The following is a 16,543-nucleotide window of genomic DNA, read 5'->3' on the forward strand; positions in this document are numbered from 1 at the left end:
TCAAATCCTCCCGGCCATCGCCGACGCGGGGGGCTGCGTCTCTCCCCCTGAATCAAACATCCGAACCAACGCCTCCGCATCCACCAGCTCCGTCACCTTCTCCTGGATCACCGTGTAATACAGAACCCCCGGCCGATGACTCTCCGATTTAACCACCACCCGCTGATCCACGATGTCGATGATTCGCTCGGTTACGAACCCGATATCCCGGTCCCCCTGTGTATGGACGACCACTTGGATCTTCGCACCCTGCCCCGCGCTGTTCTCCAGGACCCGGCTTGTACTTTCCCGGTGCCGCCGTCCAGGGCGTGAATTGAGCGCCTCTGACAAATAAAGTAACGGCATGATTCGGCCACGGTATTGCACCACGTCCCGGTTGTCTGCCCGTTCCACTCCTTTTAAGGAAAACTCTTCCAAACGCGTAACCTGCGTCAGGGGGATAGCTAATCTCCGGTCATTGGCAATACTGCAGATCAGCAAAGTTTGGGCCTCTCCGGCGATCCCCTCCTTATTAAGGGAAGATTCTTGATCATGAATGGCATTGTTTTCTGTAGAGTCCGAAATGACACTGGCCCGCTGAGCCAAACCCAAGACATCCAGGATCAGTGCCACTTGGCCATCTCCCATAATGGTTGCTCCGGCAAAGGTCGACAATCCCTTGAGATGTTTGCCCAAGGGTTTAACCACGATTTCCAGCGTGTCATTGATATCATCAACAACCAGCCCGAACTGCCGCGTATCCGCCTGCAAAACAATAATGCTCGTCCTGTTGAGATCGCCGTGCCCGGAAGTCTTACTTCCAACTTTTAATTCACGACTTAAATACACCAGCGGAAGCAGATTCCCCCGCAACCGGTAGACCGGTGCGCCATGGATTTGTTCGATGCCCTTTATCATCTGCTCCCCTTCCAATCGAACACACTCCAAAAGATTCGCCTGGGGGATGGCATAGCGATCGCCACCTTCTTTCACCAGCAACGCCGGAATAATCGCCAGGGTCAGCGGTATTTTGACCTTGACTGTAGCCCCCTCCCCGCGACGGCTCTGGACATCAATGGTTCCTCCGATTTTTTCAATATTTGTCTTCACCACGTCCATGCCCACGCCCCGGCCGGACACCTGCGTGATCTTTTCTGCGGTGGAAAATCCCGGCAGGAAAATCAAATTGACCAGCTCCGACTCGCTCATGCGGGCCGCTTGATCCGCGCTTAAGATTCCTTTTTGAATGGCCTTATCGCGGATGCGTTCGAAATCCAGCCCCCGGCCATCGTCTGAAATCTCAATATTGACCTGGCCCCCTTCGTGATAGGCGCGCAAGAAAATCCGGCCTTCTTCGGCTTTCCCTGCTTCGCGGCGGACGTCCGCCTTTTCGATGCCGTGATCCACAGAATTCCGAACGAGGTGAGTCAAAGGATCTTTAATCGCTTCGATCAACGTCTTGTCCAATTCCGTGTCTTCCCCCTCCATCTCGAGACGCACTTTTTTCCCGAGCGAAGCTGCCAAATCACGCACAATTCGCGGGAAGCGGCCCCAGATATTTTCGATGGGCTGCATCCGGGTCTTCATGACCTTCTCCTGGAGTTCAGTTGTCACCAGATTCAGCCGTTGGGTATTGGCTGTCATCGCATTCGACTTATCGCCGGACGTCACCTGCATGATCTGATTCCGGGCCAAAACCAGCTCACCGACAAGGTCCATCACTTTATCAAGCAGTTCAATTCCAACGCGAATGGTACGATCCACCCCGCCCGACTTGGGCACATCATCCCCCTTGCCTTCTGCCGGAGCAACTTGCTCCGGACTCGAGGCGGTTGTCTCTTTGACGACCGGTTTCGCAGTTGGAGGTTCTGCCCTTTTCTCGAGGACAGCCGGGTCCAGGTGCTCCATTTTGAATCCCTCATCGTGTGGGGGCATGGGAAAGACCGGTTCTGGATTAGTCATGGAATTCTCCGTTGACTTCTGAATAGGCTTCCGCTCCGGTGTCGGAGACGGATTATCACTGACACTTTCGATGGCGCTCAAACGCTCAATGAGCTTTTTATAATCTGTTGATCCCTCGGTTTGCACGGTCTCAATACTGCCCAGGATTTGACGAACAGCATCGACCATCGACAGCAGCGCATCCGTGAGGTCCTTGTCCAGGAGGAGTGCGCCTTCCCGCAAACGACCCAGCAGGTTTTCTCCCACATGGGTAATCGCCCCCAGTTTTGAGAACCCGAGAAACCCAGACGTCCCTTTGATGGTGTGAATCGTTCGGAAAATGGAATCGAGGGTTTGACGATCCTGGGGGTTCTTCTCCAGCGTCACAAAATCACGGTCCAGGTGATCCAGATTCTCACGACTCTCCGTTAGAAAATCCTTAATCAACCCGTCCAGATCATTCAGAGGGGTTGGCGGAACCGCCGGCGCGCCGGAAAAATCAGCGGAAGGCCGCACCCCCGAAGTATCATTGGCCGCCACCGGAGAGACCTTGGACAGGTCGTCAGAAAGGATTTGCTGCAACGTCCCCACCACGTCATTAAATGATCCGCCAATGAATTGAGTCGTCAAGATCTGGGATGTGGCGATAATTTTTCGTAGGACATCCCGGACGGAATCCAGAATCGCCTCGGGACGTATGGCTCCGACAAAAACACTCTCCAATCCCTTCAAACAGAACTGAAGGGACGGGACAAGTCCCGATTCTTCTATCGGCAAAGAAGCGGTAAACGTCTCCAGCTTGGCCCCTAAAGCAAACAGGTTGTCGCGATCATGAACAGTCACCGTTGCCAGATCAGCCAATAGACCTTCTAATTCTTGTCGCAGTTCATTTTTCATTTGACAATTCCTTTGGCCACGACAACTGGGCCCAAAACTCTCCCTGAGACGACTGGAAACACAGGATCGCAGACGCCAAGTCTTCGGGGTTGGCTAGTCTCAGAGATTTCCCACGAAGCACGGTGGGAAGGGAGAGCTGGGCTTTTATCCCCTCCCGGTCCAGCCGGGCCACCAGATCTCCGCCGATAATATTGGACATTTCACCAACAATATCCTTCATGTCCAGACTGTCATAGGAGATCTTAAAACCCGAGAATTTTTCCGTTACTAACTCCGCCGTCGCTTTCGTCAAAACCAGGGCAAACACCCAATTCACGTCCCCCACCAGCGAGATGACGGATACCACCGGGCTGGCAGGGTCCTCGGTGGAGCGTCCGTTGCAGGCCACAAAAGATGCGCCGCAGAGGGGGCCAAAAAACTGAATGATCGCATCTTGAAGATGTTTCAGAAATTTCGCCGGAGGATGTTTAGTCGTGGTTATCGGATGATCCATAGTGATCTCAAGACTTTCTGGAGAAACCGCCAAAGAACCCTTGTTTCGGTTCTGCCGCGGCTTTAATTCGTCCAGCACTCTCCTCAAGCCCCTTCATCACTGGCGCGAGTCGTGCCCTCACTAAAGCCGGGTCAAACGGCTTAGTGATATAAGCGTCTGCGCCTTTATTAAACGCTTCCTGCACCCTGGCAGGCGTTTGTTCGCTGGTGACCAGAACAATGGGCATGGCCCGGTTGTCAATTTCCTTCCGGACCAAGACAACGAATTCAATACCATTCATCTGGGGCATGTTCCAGTCTAAAAAGACCAGATCGACGTCACTGGACAAACAGCTGGTCAGCGCTTCCTGTCCGTTGGACGCTTCCTGGAAGATAAAGTTGGCCATCCCAATTGTCTGCAGCGCTGATATGATGATTTTCCTCATCACGGCTGAATCATCCACCACCAGGGTCTTCAAGGACTGACTGCCCGCTGTCCCTTTGGGGTAAGCCGCGACAATCAACCCCCGATTCAGGGCATGCAATTCGAGCTCATCCAGGGATTTTTTCTGTGTGGAAGCCTCCCGGGCCTTTCCGGTCAGGAGCATCACTTTTTCGGGAATGTTTTCCACGCCGGACGTCGCATTGACATGAAAAAAGGGAAGCTCCTGGATCTCCAGGAAAACAGCCAGCGCTTCGTCTTCCGTAAAGGACTCCCCCGGCGCCTTTTGCAATTGATCAAGCACAATACCGTCAATGGGCCTCCCCTGCTGCAATTCCTTAACGAGCGCATCGACGATAAAATCGCCTTTTCGAAATCTTGCTTTATCTCTCACCGCTTGGCCTCCCATCCCATCCAGGGAAATTCAAAAATCAGCCGATGTTTACAATGCATATATATCTTCTCCAGACCTAAAGATTGATCGAGTCAAGGGAGTTGTCAAGGACATATTTTTTCCTGTAATTTACGCATCACTTTGTTAAACTTACCGCGGTAAGCTTTTTCGCGCAAGGAAACAATATGGAGCCAAGAATTATTCCTCCTAAAATTGCGTTTTGTTTGCGAAATGTTTCCTTGCCGACTCCTTGAACATAACGTAATCCTATGAAGACGATTCCATAAAGAGCGTTAAAGAGGACAGCGACCTCAAGGAACGATTGTTATGACGACAAAAGAGCAAAATCAAGCCAAAGAGGCGCTTCAAAAATACGAAGATCTGGTCAATAACCTGCCCATCGGGATCTATCGAAACACACCCGGCGACAATGGCCGCTTCCTGGAGGCCAATCCGGCAACAGTCGCCATGTTTGAAGCCGCCTCCAAGGAAGAATTTATGCGGCATAGCGTCAGCGAACTTTACCGCCGGCCGGAACAGCGGAAAGCCTTTAGCGACAAACTTTTGCGGGACGGATTTATTCATGGGGACGTTCTGGAACTACTCACACTCAAGGGCCGGCCCATTTGGGTTTCCATTACGGCCGTTATGAAAAAGAATGAAAATGGGGAAATTTTCTTTGATGGAACACTGGAAGATATTACCGAACGTAAACTTGCCCAAGAGGCGCTGCAAGACAATGAAAAGAAAGTTCGCCTGTTGTTGGATTCGATCACAGAAGGTGTCTATGGAGTCGATTTGGAAGGGCGATGCACGTTTATCAACCGCAAGGGCTTACAGTTGCTGGGCTACACCGATGCGCATCAGTTATTGGGGGAAAACTTATACAGCCACATTCATCACGCCCAGCTAAATGAAACGCCTCTGCCGGCCAAAATCAGCCGGATGCTGATGGCGCTACACGAAGGCCGATCAACCCATACGGAGGAGGCGGAGTTTTGGCGCGCTGACGGGAGTTCCCTCCTAGTCGAATATTGGTCGCATCCTCTCTTGGAGGGCAGCCGCGTGGTGGGGATGGTCACCACTTTTAAGGATCTGACGATACGAAAGGAAGAAGAGCGCAAGCGCAAACTACTCACCACGGCTCTTGAACAGTCCTCCGAATCCATCATCATTACGAATGCGGCCTCGACGATTATCTACGTGAACCCCCGCTTTGAGCAATTGACTGGTTACACCTCGCAAGAGGCCGTTGGCCAAAAACCGGCTATTCTCCGCAGCAATCGTCATGACGCCGCTTTCTACAAACAGATGTGGGAACTCCTTCTCAACAAAAAAGCCTGGCAGGGGGTTTTTATCAATCGGTGTAAAGACGGTCATCTGGTTGAAGTTGAAGCCACCCTTACCCCCATCATCGACGAGTTCGGACAAATCGTGAACTATGTGGCCGTGCAGCGCGACATCACCGAGAAGAACCGCCTGCAGAAAATTGTCCGTCAAACCGAGAAAATGTCCGCGATCGGCACGCTGGCGGCGGGAGTGGCCCATGAAATTAACAATCCGCTGGGCATCATCTTGGGTTTTTCGCAAGCCGTCATGAATCGCCTGCAACCCTCTGATCCGCTCGCCACCCCCATCAAATCCATTGAACGGGAAGCCACGCGCTGCAGGAATTTGGTTCAGGACCTTTTAACGTTCTCAAGAACCACGCACGCCGAGAGTGAGCCGATGGATCTCAATAAAACAATCGAAGGGACGTTGTCCCTCCTTCAAGCGCAGGCTCGACTAGTTAACGCGCAGATCCAGACAAACTTTGCAACTGTCCTTCCACGCATGACCGGAAATATCAAACAGATTCAACAGATCGTCATTAATCTGGCCAAAAATGCGATGGATGCAATGACAGAGGGTGGGACCGTCACCATCAGCACATCCTTGTGGGTGGATCAACCCCAATCCTGGGTATGTCTCAAAGTGGCGGATACAGGCAGTGGAATCTCACCGGATGTTTTGCCCAAGATCTTTGAACCCTTCTTTACCACAAAACCGGAAGGCCAGGGGACTGGGCTGGGATTGAGTTTAATTTACGAAATTGTGAAAAAGCATTCGGGACTGATTGACGTCCAAAGCCATCCTGGCTTAACTGAATTTTTCATTAAATTCCCCGCCTACACTGACAAAAACGCTTAGACTTGTATCGTCAAGGCCGGCTGGCATCGTCGAGAACAACGCAGGCGCGCACGCCAGCGTTTACGAAAGGCCCAGGGGGGGTCAAGCTTCAATTCTAAAAAAGTACAACCGCACTTGAAGAAAAGCGGCTGGGATTCCTCCGCCCAGCGCCTGGCGCGGGCCAACACCCCATCGGGCGGCCTCTCCGATGTCCGGATCTCGATCGGCAGGATGGATCCATCCCCAACATTTCCACGTTTATGATCAAGCGCTTTCAGAACATCCGCAGCTTCCAGCGGGAGCAAATAGTATCCCGGTTTCCAGATAGCGTTTCCTTCGATTTCGGCAGCCTCCAACAGGAATAAGAGATAGCGGCTTTTAGTTCCATAGGATTTTTCAAAGAATTTAGGCTGGCCTTCCGACACAAAATCATTGGGCTTTAACCCCAGCTTCTGATTGCATTCCCGAAGCGAGATGTCGACCGCTTCGGCTTCAGGAGAATGCCCGTAATGGCCGGAAAGCAGTTTACCCATGGTTCGATTCCGCTTCGCTCCACTCACCATGTCCTGAGCGAAGTCGAAGGACATGACGCCGATATACCCCTTGCAAACTCATGTATCAGACTTTATACCTTAATCGCCCATGGACTCCAACGCCACTTTATCGGACTACCTGAATCTTTCCTCAAAAACAAGTACTTTTGTGTCGATTGACGTGGTCGGATCAACCACGATTAAAAGCGGAGAGAACGAGCAGGACGTTATTTACACCTTTTTGGCCTATCACAAGCGGGTCAGCGACCTGACGTACACTTGTCACGGAGAAGTCATCAATATCACAGGGGACGGCATAATGTGCCGATTCTTGCGATCCGAAGATGCCGCTACCCTGGTCGAATCGATTTTAGGACAGCAGACCGCGTTTAACAAACGCCTCAATCGTCTTTCCCGGCCGCTCACGCTTCGCCTGGGGGTGCACACCGGCGAAGTTTACGAAAACCAATCCCTTGATGCGGGGCAATGGATTTCCCACACGATCGATATTGCGGCCAAGCTTCAACAATCGGCCCAACCCGATACCGCGCGTTTTTCTGAAGCCACCATGAACGAACTGAAAAACCGTCCCGGCGCCTACCGGCGAGTCGGTTGGGACGCTTCGCTCAGCATGAACGTCTATGCGTACCAAAGCCAGTCCACGATCATCAGCCGCAGCCATTCGCTTCCCGATCCAACCCGTATTCTGGTGTTGGAGCACGAACTGGACGAGATTGTGCGCTTGAAGAAAATCCTTTCCGGACGGCGCCATGACACGCTCACCGTGTACAACCAGAATCAGGCGGCTCTGGGGATCGCCGCCTGGAACCCTCATCTTATTCTGTTGAGCACGGATCTTCCCTGGGAAACCGGATGGGAACTACTGCTCAGTCTTCGTGCAGATGAAGACCTGTCCAAGGTTCCCATCATCGTCATGTCCCGGCAAACCACCGGTGAGATTATTCAGAAAACCTTCCGAATGGGCGCCAATGGTTTTCTTCGAAAACCGCTGGAAGACCAACAAATTATTAAACGAGTCGAAATGGTTCTACGCGAGTTCTACTTGTAGTTCCCCCCCCCCCCCAAGAACCTGTCCACAAATATTGGACTTGTGACACTTTAATTGAACATATAGAATTTCTTAGGGAGGAGTATCTTGTGGCCGGCCAAGTCAAACAAATACTGGAAACGCTGATTGAAAAACGCTCTCGCGGCGACACCCGACTGCGCGAGATTATCATTACAAAAATGATACTCAAAGGATTTGACCCAAAAAAGTTTGACCAGAACTCCCCTGATGATCCGAACACCATCGCCCAAATTTGCCATTTAGCCGAAGAGTTTGGAATGACTTTCTAGGACAAGCGCATGGCAGCCCAAACCGCTTTTTCAACGAACACCGACGTAAGCCAGGCGGTCCTAGAGATTAGCCGACAACTTCAAAGCGAAGGAATGAAGACGGTTGTCTTTTTTGCGTCGCCTCTGTATGACCCCGTCCTCTTGGCGCACGGCATGCAGCAAGCCTTTCCGAAAGTGCCGACCTGGGGCTGCAGCACCGCCGGAGAAATCGTCAGCGGACGACTGCTTACGCATTCTTTGGTAGCCATGGCGCTGCCAAGCGATCTGATTGACAACCTTAGCATCGAAGTGGTTGAAGGGTTGCAGCAAGGCGCGTCACCGGTGGCGGCCGCTAAAAAGCTTGGGTTTTATTTTGAGAAGGATATCGCACGGATGGATCACCGGCATTACGTCGGAGTCATCCTGATGGATGGGCTTAGCAATGCCGAAGAACGCGTGATGGATCAACTGGGCAACCTGACGGACATTATTTTTATTGGAGGATCGGCCGGGGATGACATGCGATTTGTCGTCACCCATGTCTATGCGCAAGGAAAAGCGTATACGAATGCCGCGCTTCTCGTTCTCCTGAAACCCCGCCGCCCCTTTGAGATTTTAAAAACTCAGAGTTTTTGCGCGCTGAACCGAAAACTAGTCGCCACGAAAGTGGATGCCGACCGGCGGACCGTCTTGGAGTTTAACCATCGCCCGGCTGTCACGGAATACGCAAGCGCCATCAGCGCCGATGCTGCTACCGTGACCGATCAATTCATGCACCACCCGGTCGGGCTGATGATCGACGGGCAGCCCTACGTTCGTAGCCCGCAGCGAACCGACCAACAAGCCATTGTTTTCTTCTGCCAGGTCCTGGAGGGAACGGAATTGGCGCTCTTGGAATCCACAAATATTGTCACGGATACTGCGAAAGCGTTGGAAGAAAAAAAGAAAGCGATGGATGGGATCTCTGCCATTCTCAATTTTCATTGTATTCTTCGCACGCTGGAACTGGAAAAGAAAGGCCAAACCGACGCTTACGCCAAGCTATTTTCGGATATTCCAACCATCGGCTTTAGCACGTACGGGGAAGCCTATATCGGCCACATCAATCAAACGTCAACCATGCTGCTATTGAAGTAAAACACCTTTCGGCATCTTTATCAGAACATCTGAAAATAGACCCCGGCAAGGATCCCTGCAACCACGAGAAACGCGACCAGATATAACGCCATTCGCCCAGGTTCTGTAGGGCGGGCACCCAGGCGACGCAGAGAAGCGGAAGCCGCCTGCCGAACCATGGCATCCCGGCGGCGGGCCGCTCGGCGAAGCGCCGGGATGGCCTCTTGATCGCCTGTTTCCCCCAGCGCATAAGCGGCATGGAAAGCGACCTCCCGGCTGCTATGGCGCGCCAATTTGGCAAGCACCGGAATCACGCGGCTATCCTGATAGCTTCCCAAGACATAGGCGAGGTAACTTTGGATAGTCGGATGCGGACGTTCGACTTCGCTCAACAGGGCCGGAAGAATCTCGGGTTCCCGGAATTGCGTCAAAGCCCAGACCGCCGCGGTCCGGAGATCGTCATCCCCGAATTTCGCCGCCTGGATCAGGACGGGAATCGATCGCCGATCACCGACGCGGCCCAGGACTTTCGCCACAGAAGCCAAACCGGGTTTGGCCAGGTCCGACAAAATACTCGTCAGCGCTTGAACAACCCCGAACCCCTTCTGCGCCATACGGACCACCGCTTGTTCCCTGATAAACGGATCGTCACTGGAGAGTTCCGCCAGGTCATTCTCAAAAAGCTTCCCGCCAGCGGCTTTCAATTCATTGGCAGAGGAGTCGACCTGAACGGATTGACCTTGTTCATTCCGATGACAATACGGGCACACCGTGATGGCGCGCGGGATACTCTTCTGACAAAATGGACAAGGTTTCAGCAACATGCTGATTCTATTTGGCAGGTAATAGTTGGAATTTCAAGGAAATGATGTCTTGACGTTGCCCTCACCCCAACCATCCCCCTCCGCAGGGGGATGGAGACAGGACGGGTCAGGGCAAAAGTAAGGTTTGAATCCCGCGGCGGATCATGCTCACGGCGATGGCGGCCAGAAAAAGGCAGATGACCTGGGACGTCGCGCGCAGCCCATCCTCTCCGATCACCTGAACCAGTCTCCGACTTTGTTTGAAGGCGACCATGACGATGATCAGGTTAACCAGGAGCGCCACAAATGTCATCCCGTATCCACGCAAGGGGATCAAAATAATCAGCGAGGTCAAAACCGCCGGCCCCACAATCAGGGGCGTCCCCAGCGGCACCGGCCCGGCGTGAAGGCCTGAGACGGATTTCCGACGATCGCCGAACAACATTTCCGCGATCCCCAGCACCAGCAGCAGGATGCCGCCGGCGATTTCAAAATCAGCCACGGAGATGCCCAGGACCTTGAAAACCAGCTGCCCGACAACAATAAAGGCGGCGCTGATCACAAACGCCGTAAAAATCGCCTGCCAGCTGACCAGGCGACGCTCGTCTTCGGATAAGCCCTTGGTCAGGGAGAGATACATTGGAATCAGTCCGCTGACGTCGATGGTCACAAAAATCGGAATGAATGTATACATAAAATCCAACCAGACTGTTTTCGATAAAAGCAGAGTCATCCGAGTCACTCCCGTTTAAGCCCGGAGACTTCCCGGGGCAAGATCGATGCCACAACCTCTCCCAACTCGTCCGGGCTATTGGCCAGACGAATGCCGGCCAATTTTAACACGGCCATCTTTTCCGCCGCTGAACCTGATTTCCCTTCAATAATAGCACCCGCATGTCCCATCCGGCGACCTGGAGGCGCGGATTGTCCGGCAATGAAAGCCGCCACCGGCTTGCGCATGTTTTTCTTAAAGTACTCGGCGGCTTCTTCTTCCTGACACCCCCCAATTTCTCCGATCAAAAGAACCGCATCGGTTTGAGGGTCCTTTTCAAACAGTTCCAGAAGATCGACGAAAGAACTCCCGATCAGAGGATCCCCTCCGATACCAACCACCGTGGACTGGCCGATCCCCTTGCGGGTCAGCTGAAAAACCGCTTCGTACGTCAAGGTCCCGGAGCGGGAAAGGACGCCGATCCGACCCGGTTGATGGATGTATGCGGGCATGATGCCGATTTTGCACTCTCCCGGTGTAATTAGGCCGGGTCCGTTGGGTCCGATCAGATGCCCTGGCCAACGGGATTCGGCGAGTCGCATTTTCACCCGCGACATATCCAGAATGGGAATTCCTTCGGTAATGCAGGCAATCAAGGAAACACCAGCGCCGGCCGCTTCCAAAATGGCATCAGCGGCAAAAGGGGCCGGAACGAAAATCAGGGAGGCGTTGGCGCCGGTGGCCTGGACCGCGGCTTCAACCGTATCAAAAACAGGGATCGCATCAACATGGGTTCCACCTTTTCCTGGCGTCACGCCGCCCACCACCTGCGTGCCATAGGACAGACACGCCCTGGCATGAAAGGAACCGGCTGTCCCGGTGATGCCTTGAACAAGAACCTTGGTGTTTTTGTCTACAAGAATGCTCATACTCACTTGCCCCTCGCCCGCGGGACGCGGGAGAAGGGGCCGTTATCCTTTCGTCAAAGCCACAATCTTCTCCGCCGCTTCCTTTAAATTTATCGCTGACTCCAGCGCGATGCCGGAGTTTTTCAATATCGTCCGTCCCTCGTCCACATTCGTTCCCTCAAACCGCACCACCAGAGGCACGTTTAACCCCATTGATTGGGCCACATCAACCAAGCTGCTGGCGACAACATCACATTTCACAATGCCACCGAAGATGTTCACAAGAATTCCCTTCACATTCGAATCCGAAAGAAGGATGCGGAAAGCCTCCGCGACTTGCGACGCGCTGGCGCCGCCGCCGACATCCAGAAAGTTCGCGGGTTCTGCGCCATGATGCTTAATGAGATCCATCGTGGCCATGGCCAGTCCCGCCCCATTGACCAAGCAACCGATGGTCCCGGTCAAGGCGATATAATTCACCCCTGCCTTTGACGCGCGCGCGTCCAGCGGATTTTCCTCCGAAGGGTCCTGCCATTCCTGTGCCTCCGGGTGGCGGAATAACGCATTATCATCCAGCACCATTTTCGCATCCAGCCCAATCGCCTGGCCCTGATCTGTCAATCCCAGCGGGTTGATTTCGATCAAAGAAGCGTCCTGTGCGAGAAATGTTTTGGCTACCGTCTGAATAACATCGGTAACTGACACAAGCATCTGGCCTTGCAGTCCGAGACGCTTGGCAAAAACCCTTGCCTGATAAGGCTGAACGCCTGTCCATGGATCCACAGGCGCGTAAACAATTTCATCCGGATGGGACTGAGCCAGCACTTCGATGTCTATCCCTCCATGAACGGAAGCCATGAGGATGGGTTGGCCCTTCGATCGATCCAGCACGCAAGCCAGATAGAGCTCCCGCGACACGGACTGAGACTGCTCCACATAGAGTTTGCGCACGACAACCCCTCGCGGGCCGGTCTGCAAGGTCACCAGGGCTTTGCCAAAAAGGGATTGAACCATAGACGTCACTTCGGAAGGGGTTTGCGCTTTCAGAATGCCGCCGGCTTGACCTCGTCCTCCGGCATGGATCTGAGCTTTGACCACCCAGGGCCCAGCGGTCAATCGGCCGAGGACCCCGGCAATGTCCTGTGGAGACGTCAGCAGCACACCGGGAGGGATGGGAAGACCGTCTTTCGCGAGGATGGATTTGGCTTGATATTCGTGCAGCTTCACAGCCGCGGCGAAGGTGAAGCGGGCGCTTCACCACGGGCAGACAACGGCGCGTAGATCAATTCCGAAGGACCGACGTAGTTGGTCAACGGACGAATCAAACGATTGTTCTGATACTGCTCGATAAAATGCGTGCACCACCCGATGACCCGGCTCATCGCAAAAATAAGCGGATACAAATCGATCTCGATGCCGAGATACTGGTAGACCGAAGCGGAATAGAAATCCATATTGGGATGGATTTTCTTCTGGCCCATCATCAGCCGCTCGATGACCTCGGACATTTCAAACCATTTGGCCGGACCGACCCTCTGGCTGAGCTCCTTCGACATTTCTTTCAGAATGGCCGCGCGCGGATCAATGGTGGTATACACCCGGTGACCGAATCCCATGACCTTCTTTTTGGCCGCCAGCAATTCCCGGATGAACGGCTCGGCCTTGTCGACGGTGCCAATGGCCTGCAGCATCTCCATGACTTTCTGGTTGGCGCCGCCGTGAAGCGGCCCTTTGAGCGTTCCGACCGCCGACGTCACGCCCGAGTAGATGTCGGATAATGTTGAGATGGTGACCCGACCGGCGAACGTGGATGCATTCAATTCATGGTCCGCCTGCAAAATCAAGGCGATGTCCATGGCCCGGCGGGAGAGGTCATCGGCTTGTTCTCCGGTCAGCATATAAAGAAAATTGGCGGCATGATTCAGCGCCGGGTCTGGTTCGATCAGCGGTTTTTTACGACGGATACGCTCAATGGCCGCGGTTAATGTTCCCAGCTGCGCGGTGAGTCGGATGGCCTTGCGGAGATTGGCAGGCTCGCTGTTATCATCGGCCTCGGGATCAAAAGCCGCCAGCGCGGAGACCGCGGTGCGCAACCAGCTGATCGGGTCGGTTTTCAGAGGGACGGCTTTCAGAATTCGAACGAGCCCCTCGGGAATGGCTCGATTGGCGCGCAACATTTTTTCAAATGCCCGGAGCGGCGCTTCCTGGGGGAGTTGACCGTGCAACAGCAGAAAGGCGACTTCCTCGTACGTGGATTTTTTGGCCAATTCATTGACGTCATATCCCCGATAACGGAGGATCCCTTTTTCTCCATCGATAAAGGTTATCGTCGACGTGGTCACCACCACATCTTCGAGCCCAATGAGCGGTTCAGGCATGATCAACATCCTTCTCTAGCGGCGTGCGCCGCGGATAAATCCAAGGAACTCTTCCCGCGTTCTGTGATCGCTTCTGAAAACACCCTCCATGGCGCTGGTCACCGTCGGAGAGCTCTTGCTCTGCGGCCCCCGCATTTCCATGCACAGGTGCCGGGCCTCCATCACCACCGCCACCCCCATGGGTTTAACCTTCTGCCGGATGACCTCGGCGATCTGCGACGTGAGACGTTCCTGCACCTGCAGACGCCGGCAAAACGCGTCGACGACCCGCGGGATCTTGCTCAGCCCGATCACTTTGCCGTTGGGAACATAGGCGACATGGCATTTCCCGAAAAAAGGAAGCAGATGATGCTCGCAAAGGGAATAAAAGTCCATATCCTTAACAACAACCATTTCGCTGTAAGGAACATCAAAAAGAGCGCCGTTGATGAGCTCGTCGATATCCACCGCATAACCGCTTGTCAACTCACGCAGAGACCGGACCACTCGCATGGGCGTTTTCAACAATCCCTCCCGTTTCGGGTCTTCGCCCAGTCCGATCAGCAGCTCGCGAACGAGCGGAGCCAGATCGGGCTCGTCCAAGTGATGGGGCAGAAGGTTCGAATGGTCCATTGTTTTCATATCGAGGGACTAATTATACCTAAAAATACCCGAACGGCTTGGAGCAGGCGGTCGCATTCGTGTATCATTAAATTCTCATGAGAGTCATCGAAGTGGCCATGGAAATTGCGTACCCGCCGGAGCTGCTGGAAGCGGTGTGGGCGCGCTACGGCTTCCGCCCGGCTCGCGAAGTGGCCATGTCCTCATCGGTCGGCGGCATCGGCCCCTTGCTGCGGGAGCGAATCGTTTGCCAGGCGGAAAAGGGCGTCGAGGTCATCGGCGTTTCGCTTCTCTATGAAACCACGTGGATCCAATGCTGGTTCGAATGGGGCCAGCTGCATCTGGAAAAGCGGGAGGTCCTTCCTTACCTCAAGGAATTTCTGAAAGAGACCGGGATCGAACTGACGCTTCCGATGTACGACGGGACCGAAGCCAAGATCAAGGTTTGGCAAATCCCTTACGGAAAAACATCCGTTTATTTCCTCGAGGCCCCCCCCCTGACCCATGTGGTTTATCCCAGCGAAGAAGATGCGCCGTCCAAACAGGCTCATCCGGGTGCCTGGGCGGAGGAGTTGCGGCTTAAGCAAAGCTGGCTCGTCGGACGTGGCGCGCTGGCCCTGGCCAAGACGCTGAACTTTCAGCCGGAGTTGATCGTTCAGAGTGAAACCCCGACGCTGTTCGCCAACCACCGGCTGGCTCAGGATGCCTTTCAGCAGGATCCATTCTTCGAGAACACCCGCTATATTTTTAATGACCACACCCCGATGGAATACGCCCATCCCATCTGGTCCCGCAAGGCCATTACGCGTCTCAAACTGGACGCGTCCGCCTATGTCCCGCCGCCCGCTCTGGTCGGCCTGCCGGCCGGACATACCAGCGCATCCGACAAAGGAGACATCGACATCACCCGTCTTCTGGTCGGCTCCGTGGAAGGGGCCTTCGGCGTCTCGCAAAAACACGGCCGCGTCATGCGTGAAATGCCGTCTTTAAAAGGATACAACGACAAAATCGAATCGATCACCAACGGCGTCTACACCCCGTACTGGCAGGCGCCGGAGTATCAAACCGCCGCCGCTCTCAGCGACGACGCGCTGATCCAGCTGAAAGAAAAAAAGAAAACGGAACTGCTCGATTGGGTCTGGCGGCACTATGGTCTCTGGCACACCTGGAAAGAACAGGTTCAGGGGAAAACCGTTGTCTTGTGGACACGGCGGATCACCGGATACAAACGGATGGACCTGCTCTGGACTATCTGCAAAGACGCCAACTTCAAACGTCAGTTTTTAGAAACCGACATCGTGCTTTTTATCGGCGGCCGCATTCACCAGCATGACGACCAGGCCCAAACCACGGTATACAACCTCCTGGACCTTATCGCGCTCGATAAGATGCTTCAAGAACGCATCGTGTTCCTGGATAATTTCAACGTCTGGATGGCGCCCCACCTGTTCCAGGGCGCGGATGCCGCCATCATGCTGGCCGACGACGGGAGGGAAGCTTCCGCCACAGGCTTTATGAAGGCTCAAATTAATGGGGAAATTATCATCGCAACTGAAGACGGCGCCATTCCGGAATCCGTGACCTTTATGGGCCGGGAAAAACAGGGGCAAGTCCCCAATGGAATTGAAGTGCGCTACTGGCATGGACATCCGACCACCGACGAACTCCTCCGCGCGCTTAAAACCCTGAAGCACGCCCTCAAAGATCCAGCGCATCACGCAGCGATGTTCCGCTCCGCCCTGGCCGCGCAATCGATGGTCAGCGTCGAACGCACCGTGACCGATACCCTGGCTCTTTACCAACGTGTGATGGAAAGACCCCTGGCCATTTCGACAGCTCAACCCCAACCGTCTCTCTAAACG

At 54.0% G+C, this 16,543-nt stretch carries 15 protein-coding genes; 5 read left to right on the top strand and 10 right to left on the bottom strand.

Features of this window, described 5'->3' with window-relative positions; genetic code table 11:
* Genes WC859_02785 through WC859_02795 form a run of 3 tightly spaced genes read right to left on the bottom strand, consistent with a single transcriptional unit; the run spans position 1 to position 4,124 of the window.
* Entirely contained in the window at positions 1–2,817 is a 2,817-nt protein-coding gene (locus WC859_02785) for a chemotaxis protein CheW (protein MFA5975071.1), read from the bottom strand.
* Positions 2,807–3,310, bottom strand: coding sequence for a chemotaxis protein CheX (locus WC859_02790; protein ID MFA5975072.1), 504 nt, complete (start codon positions 3,308–3,310; stop codon positions 2,807–2,809). The genes WC859_02785 and WC859_02790 overlap by 11 nt, the downstream gene beginning before the upstream one ends.
* Positions 3,311–3,317: 7 nt before the next feature.
* Positions 3,318–4,124, bottom strand: coding sequence for a response regulator (locus tag WC859_02795; GenBank protein MFA5975073.1), 807 nt, complete (start codon positions 4,122–4,124; stop codon positions 3,318–3,320).
* 327 nt (positions 4,125–4,451) lie between these two features.
* Between WC859_02795 and WC859_02800 the strand changes: the two genes are divergently transcribed.
* Positions 4,452–6,314, top strand: coding sequence for a PAS domain S-box protein (locus tag WC859_02800; GenBank protein MFA5975074.1), 1,863 nt, complete (start codon positions 4,452–4,454; stop codon positions 6,312–6,314).
* On the opposite strand, the gene WC859_02805 is transcribed toward WC859_02800, so the two are convergent.
* A complete protein-coding gene (locus WC859_02805) occupies positions 6,311–6,826 on the bottom strand; it encodes a hypothetical protein (protein MFA5975075.1) in 516 nt (171 codons plus the stop codon). The two genes, WC859_02800 and WC859_02805, sit on opposite strands and share 4 nt — an antisense overlap.
* Before the next feature lie 169 nt (positions 6,827–6,995).
* Between WC859_02805 and WC859_02810 the strand changes: the two genes are divergently transcribed.
* From WC859_02810 to WC859_02820, 3 genes are all read left to right on the top strand, one after another.
* Positions 6,996–7,895 carry a response regulator gene (locus WC859_02810; protein ID MFA5975076.1) on the top strand — a complete coding sequence of 300 codons (900 nt, stop codon included), beginning with the start codon at positions 6,996–6,998 and terminating at the stop codon, positions 7,893–7,895.
* 89 nt (positions 7,896–7,984) lie between these two features.
* Positions 7,985–8,185 carry a hypothetical protein gene (locus WC859_02815; GenBank protein MFA5975077.1) on the top strand — a complete coding sequence of 67 codons (201 nt, stop codon included), beginning with the start codon at positions 7,985–7,987 and terminating at the stop codon, positions 8,183–8,185.
* Positions 8,186–8,194: 9 nt separating this feature from the next.
* Entirely contained in the window at positions 8,195–9,301 is a 1,107-nt protein-coding gene (locus WC859_02820; GenBank protein ID MFA5975078.1) for an FIST N-terminal domain-containing protein, read from the top strand.
* A 20-nt stretch (positions 9,302–9,321) separates the two neighbouring features.
* Here WC859_02820 and WC859_02825 read toward each other — a convergent pair whose 3' ends face one another.
* The 6 genes from WC859_02825 to folE form a co-directional block, all read right to left on the bottom strand.
* Complete coding sequence (locus WC859_02825; GenBank protein MFA5975079.1) at positions 9,322–10,104, bottom strand: HEAT repeat domain-containing protein; 783 nt, start codon at positions 10,102–10,104, stop codon at positions 9,322–9,324.
* 106 nt (positions 10,105–10,210) lie between these two features.
* On the bottom strand, positions 10,211–10,777 hold the full coding sequence (locus WC859_02830; protein ID MFA5975080.1) for a MarC family protein: 567 nt from the start codon (positions 10,775–10,777) through the stop codon (positions 10,211–10,213).
* Between the two features lie 44 nt (positions 10,778–10,821).
* On the bottom strand, positions 10,822–11,724 hold the full coding sequence (gene sucD, locus WC859_02835; GenBank protein MFA5975081.1) for a succinate--CoA ligase subunit alpha: 903 nt from the start codon (positions 11,722–11,724) through the stop codon (positions 10,822–10,824).
* A 42-nt stretch (positions 11,725–11,766) separates the two neighbouring features.
* The gene (gene sucC / locus WC859_02840; GenBank protein MFA5975082.1) at positions 11,767–12,930 is read right to left on the bottom strand and encodes an ADP-forming succinate--CoA ligase subunit beta; all 1,164 of its coding nucleotides are present in this window, start codon (positions 12,928–12,930) and stop codon (positions 11,767–11,769) included.
* Positions 12,927–14,081 carry a citrate synthase gene (locus WC859_02845; GenBank protein ID MFA5975083.1) on the bottom strand — a complete coding sequence of 385 codons (1,155 nt, stop codon included), beginning with the start codon at positions 14,079–14,081 and terminating at the stop codon, positions 12,927–12,929. The genes sucC and WC859_02845 overlap by 4 nt, the downstream gene beginning before the upstream one ends.
* 15 nt (positions 14,082–14,096) lie before the next feature.
* Positions 14,097–14,693 (bottom strand): GTP cyclohydrolase I FolE, encoded by a 597-nt coding sequence (gene folE, locus WC859_02850; GenBank protein MFA5975084.1) that lies wholly within the window; start codon positions 14,691–14,693, stop codon positions 14,097–14,099.
* A gap of 86 nt (positions 14,694–14,779) precedes the next feature.
* Between folE and WC859_02855 the strand changes: the two genes are divergently transcribed.
* The gene (locus tag WC859_02855) at positions 14,780–16,540 is read left to right on the top strand and encodes a glycogen/starch/alpha-glucan phosphorylase (GenBank protein MFA5975085.1); all 1,761 of its coding nucleotides are present in this window, start codon (positions 14,780–14,782) and stop codon (positions 16,538–16,540) included.
* Positions 16,541–16,543 lie beyond the last annotated feature (3 nt).

This window comes from Elusimicrobiota bacterium (assembly GCA_041660185.1).
Classification (GTDB): Bacteria; Elusimicrobiota; Elusimicrobia; order 2-01-FULL-59-12; family 2-01-FULL-59-12; genus JBAZWU01.

What these genes read in the sequence shown, in the direction of transcription:
- WC859_02830 (MFA5975080.1), bottom strand. Translation starts at nt 10,777, where the DNA reads ATGTATACATTCATTCCGATTTTTGTGACCATCGACGTCAGCGGACTG.
- WC859_02825 (MFA5975079.1), bottom strand. Translation starts at nt 10,104, where the DNA reads ATGTTGCTGAAACCTTGTCCATTTTGTCAGAAGAGTATCCCGCGCGCC.
- WC859_02845 (MFA5975083.1), bottom strand. Translation starts at nt 14,081, where the DNA reads ATGCCTGAACCGCTCATTGGGCTCGAAGATGTGGTGGTGACCACGTCG.
- WC859_02785 (MFA5975071.1), bottom strand. Translation starts at nt 2,817, where the DNA reads ATGAAAAATGAACTGCGACAAGAATTAGAAGGTCTATTGGCTGATCTG.
- sucD (MFA5975081.1), bottom strand. Translation starts at nt 11,724, where the DNA reads ATGAGCATTCTTGTAGACAAAAACACCAAGGTTCTTGTTCAAGGCATC.
- WC859_02800 (MFA5975074.1), top strand. Translation starts at nt 4,452, where the DNA reads ATGACGACAAAAGAGCAAAATCAAGCCAAAGAGGCGCTTCAAAAATAC.
- WC859_02820 (MFA5975078.1), top strand. Translation starts at nt 8,195, where the DNA reads ATGGCAGCCCAAACCGCTTTTTCAACGAACACCGACGTAAGCCAGGCG.
- WC859_02805 (MFA5975075.1), bottom strand. Translation starts at nt 6,826, where the DNA reads ATGGGTAAACTGCTTTCCGGCCATTACGGGCATTCTCCTGAAGCCGAA.
- folE (MFA5975084.1), bottom strand. Translation starts at nt 14,693, where the DNA reads ATGGACCATTCGAACCTTCTGCCCCATCACTTGGACGAGCCCGATCTG.
- WC859_02790 (MFA5975072.1), bottom strand. Translation starts at nt 3,310, where the DNA reads ATGGATCATCCGATAACCACGACTAAACATCCTCCGGCGAAATTTCTG.
- WC859_02855 (MFA5975085.1), top strand. Translation starts at nt 14,780, where the DNA reads ATGAGAGTCATCGAAGTGGCCATGGAAATTGCGTACCCGCCGGAGCTG.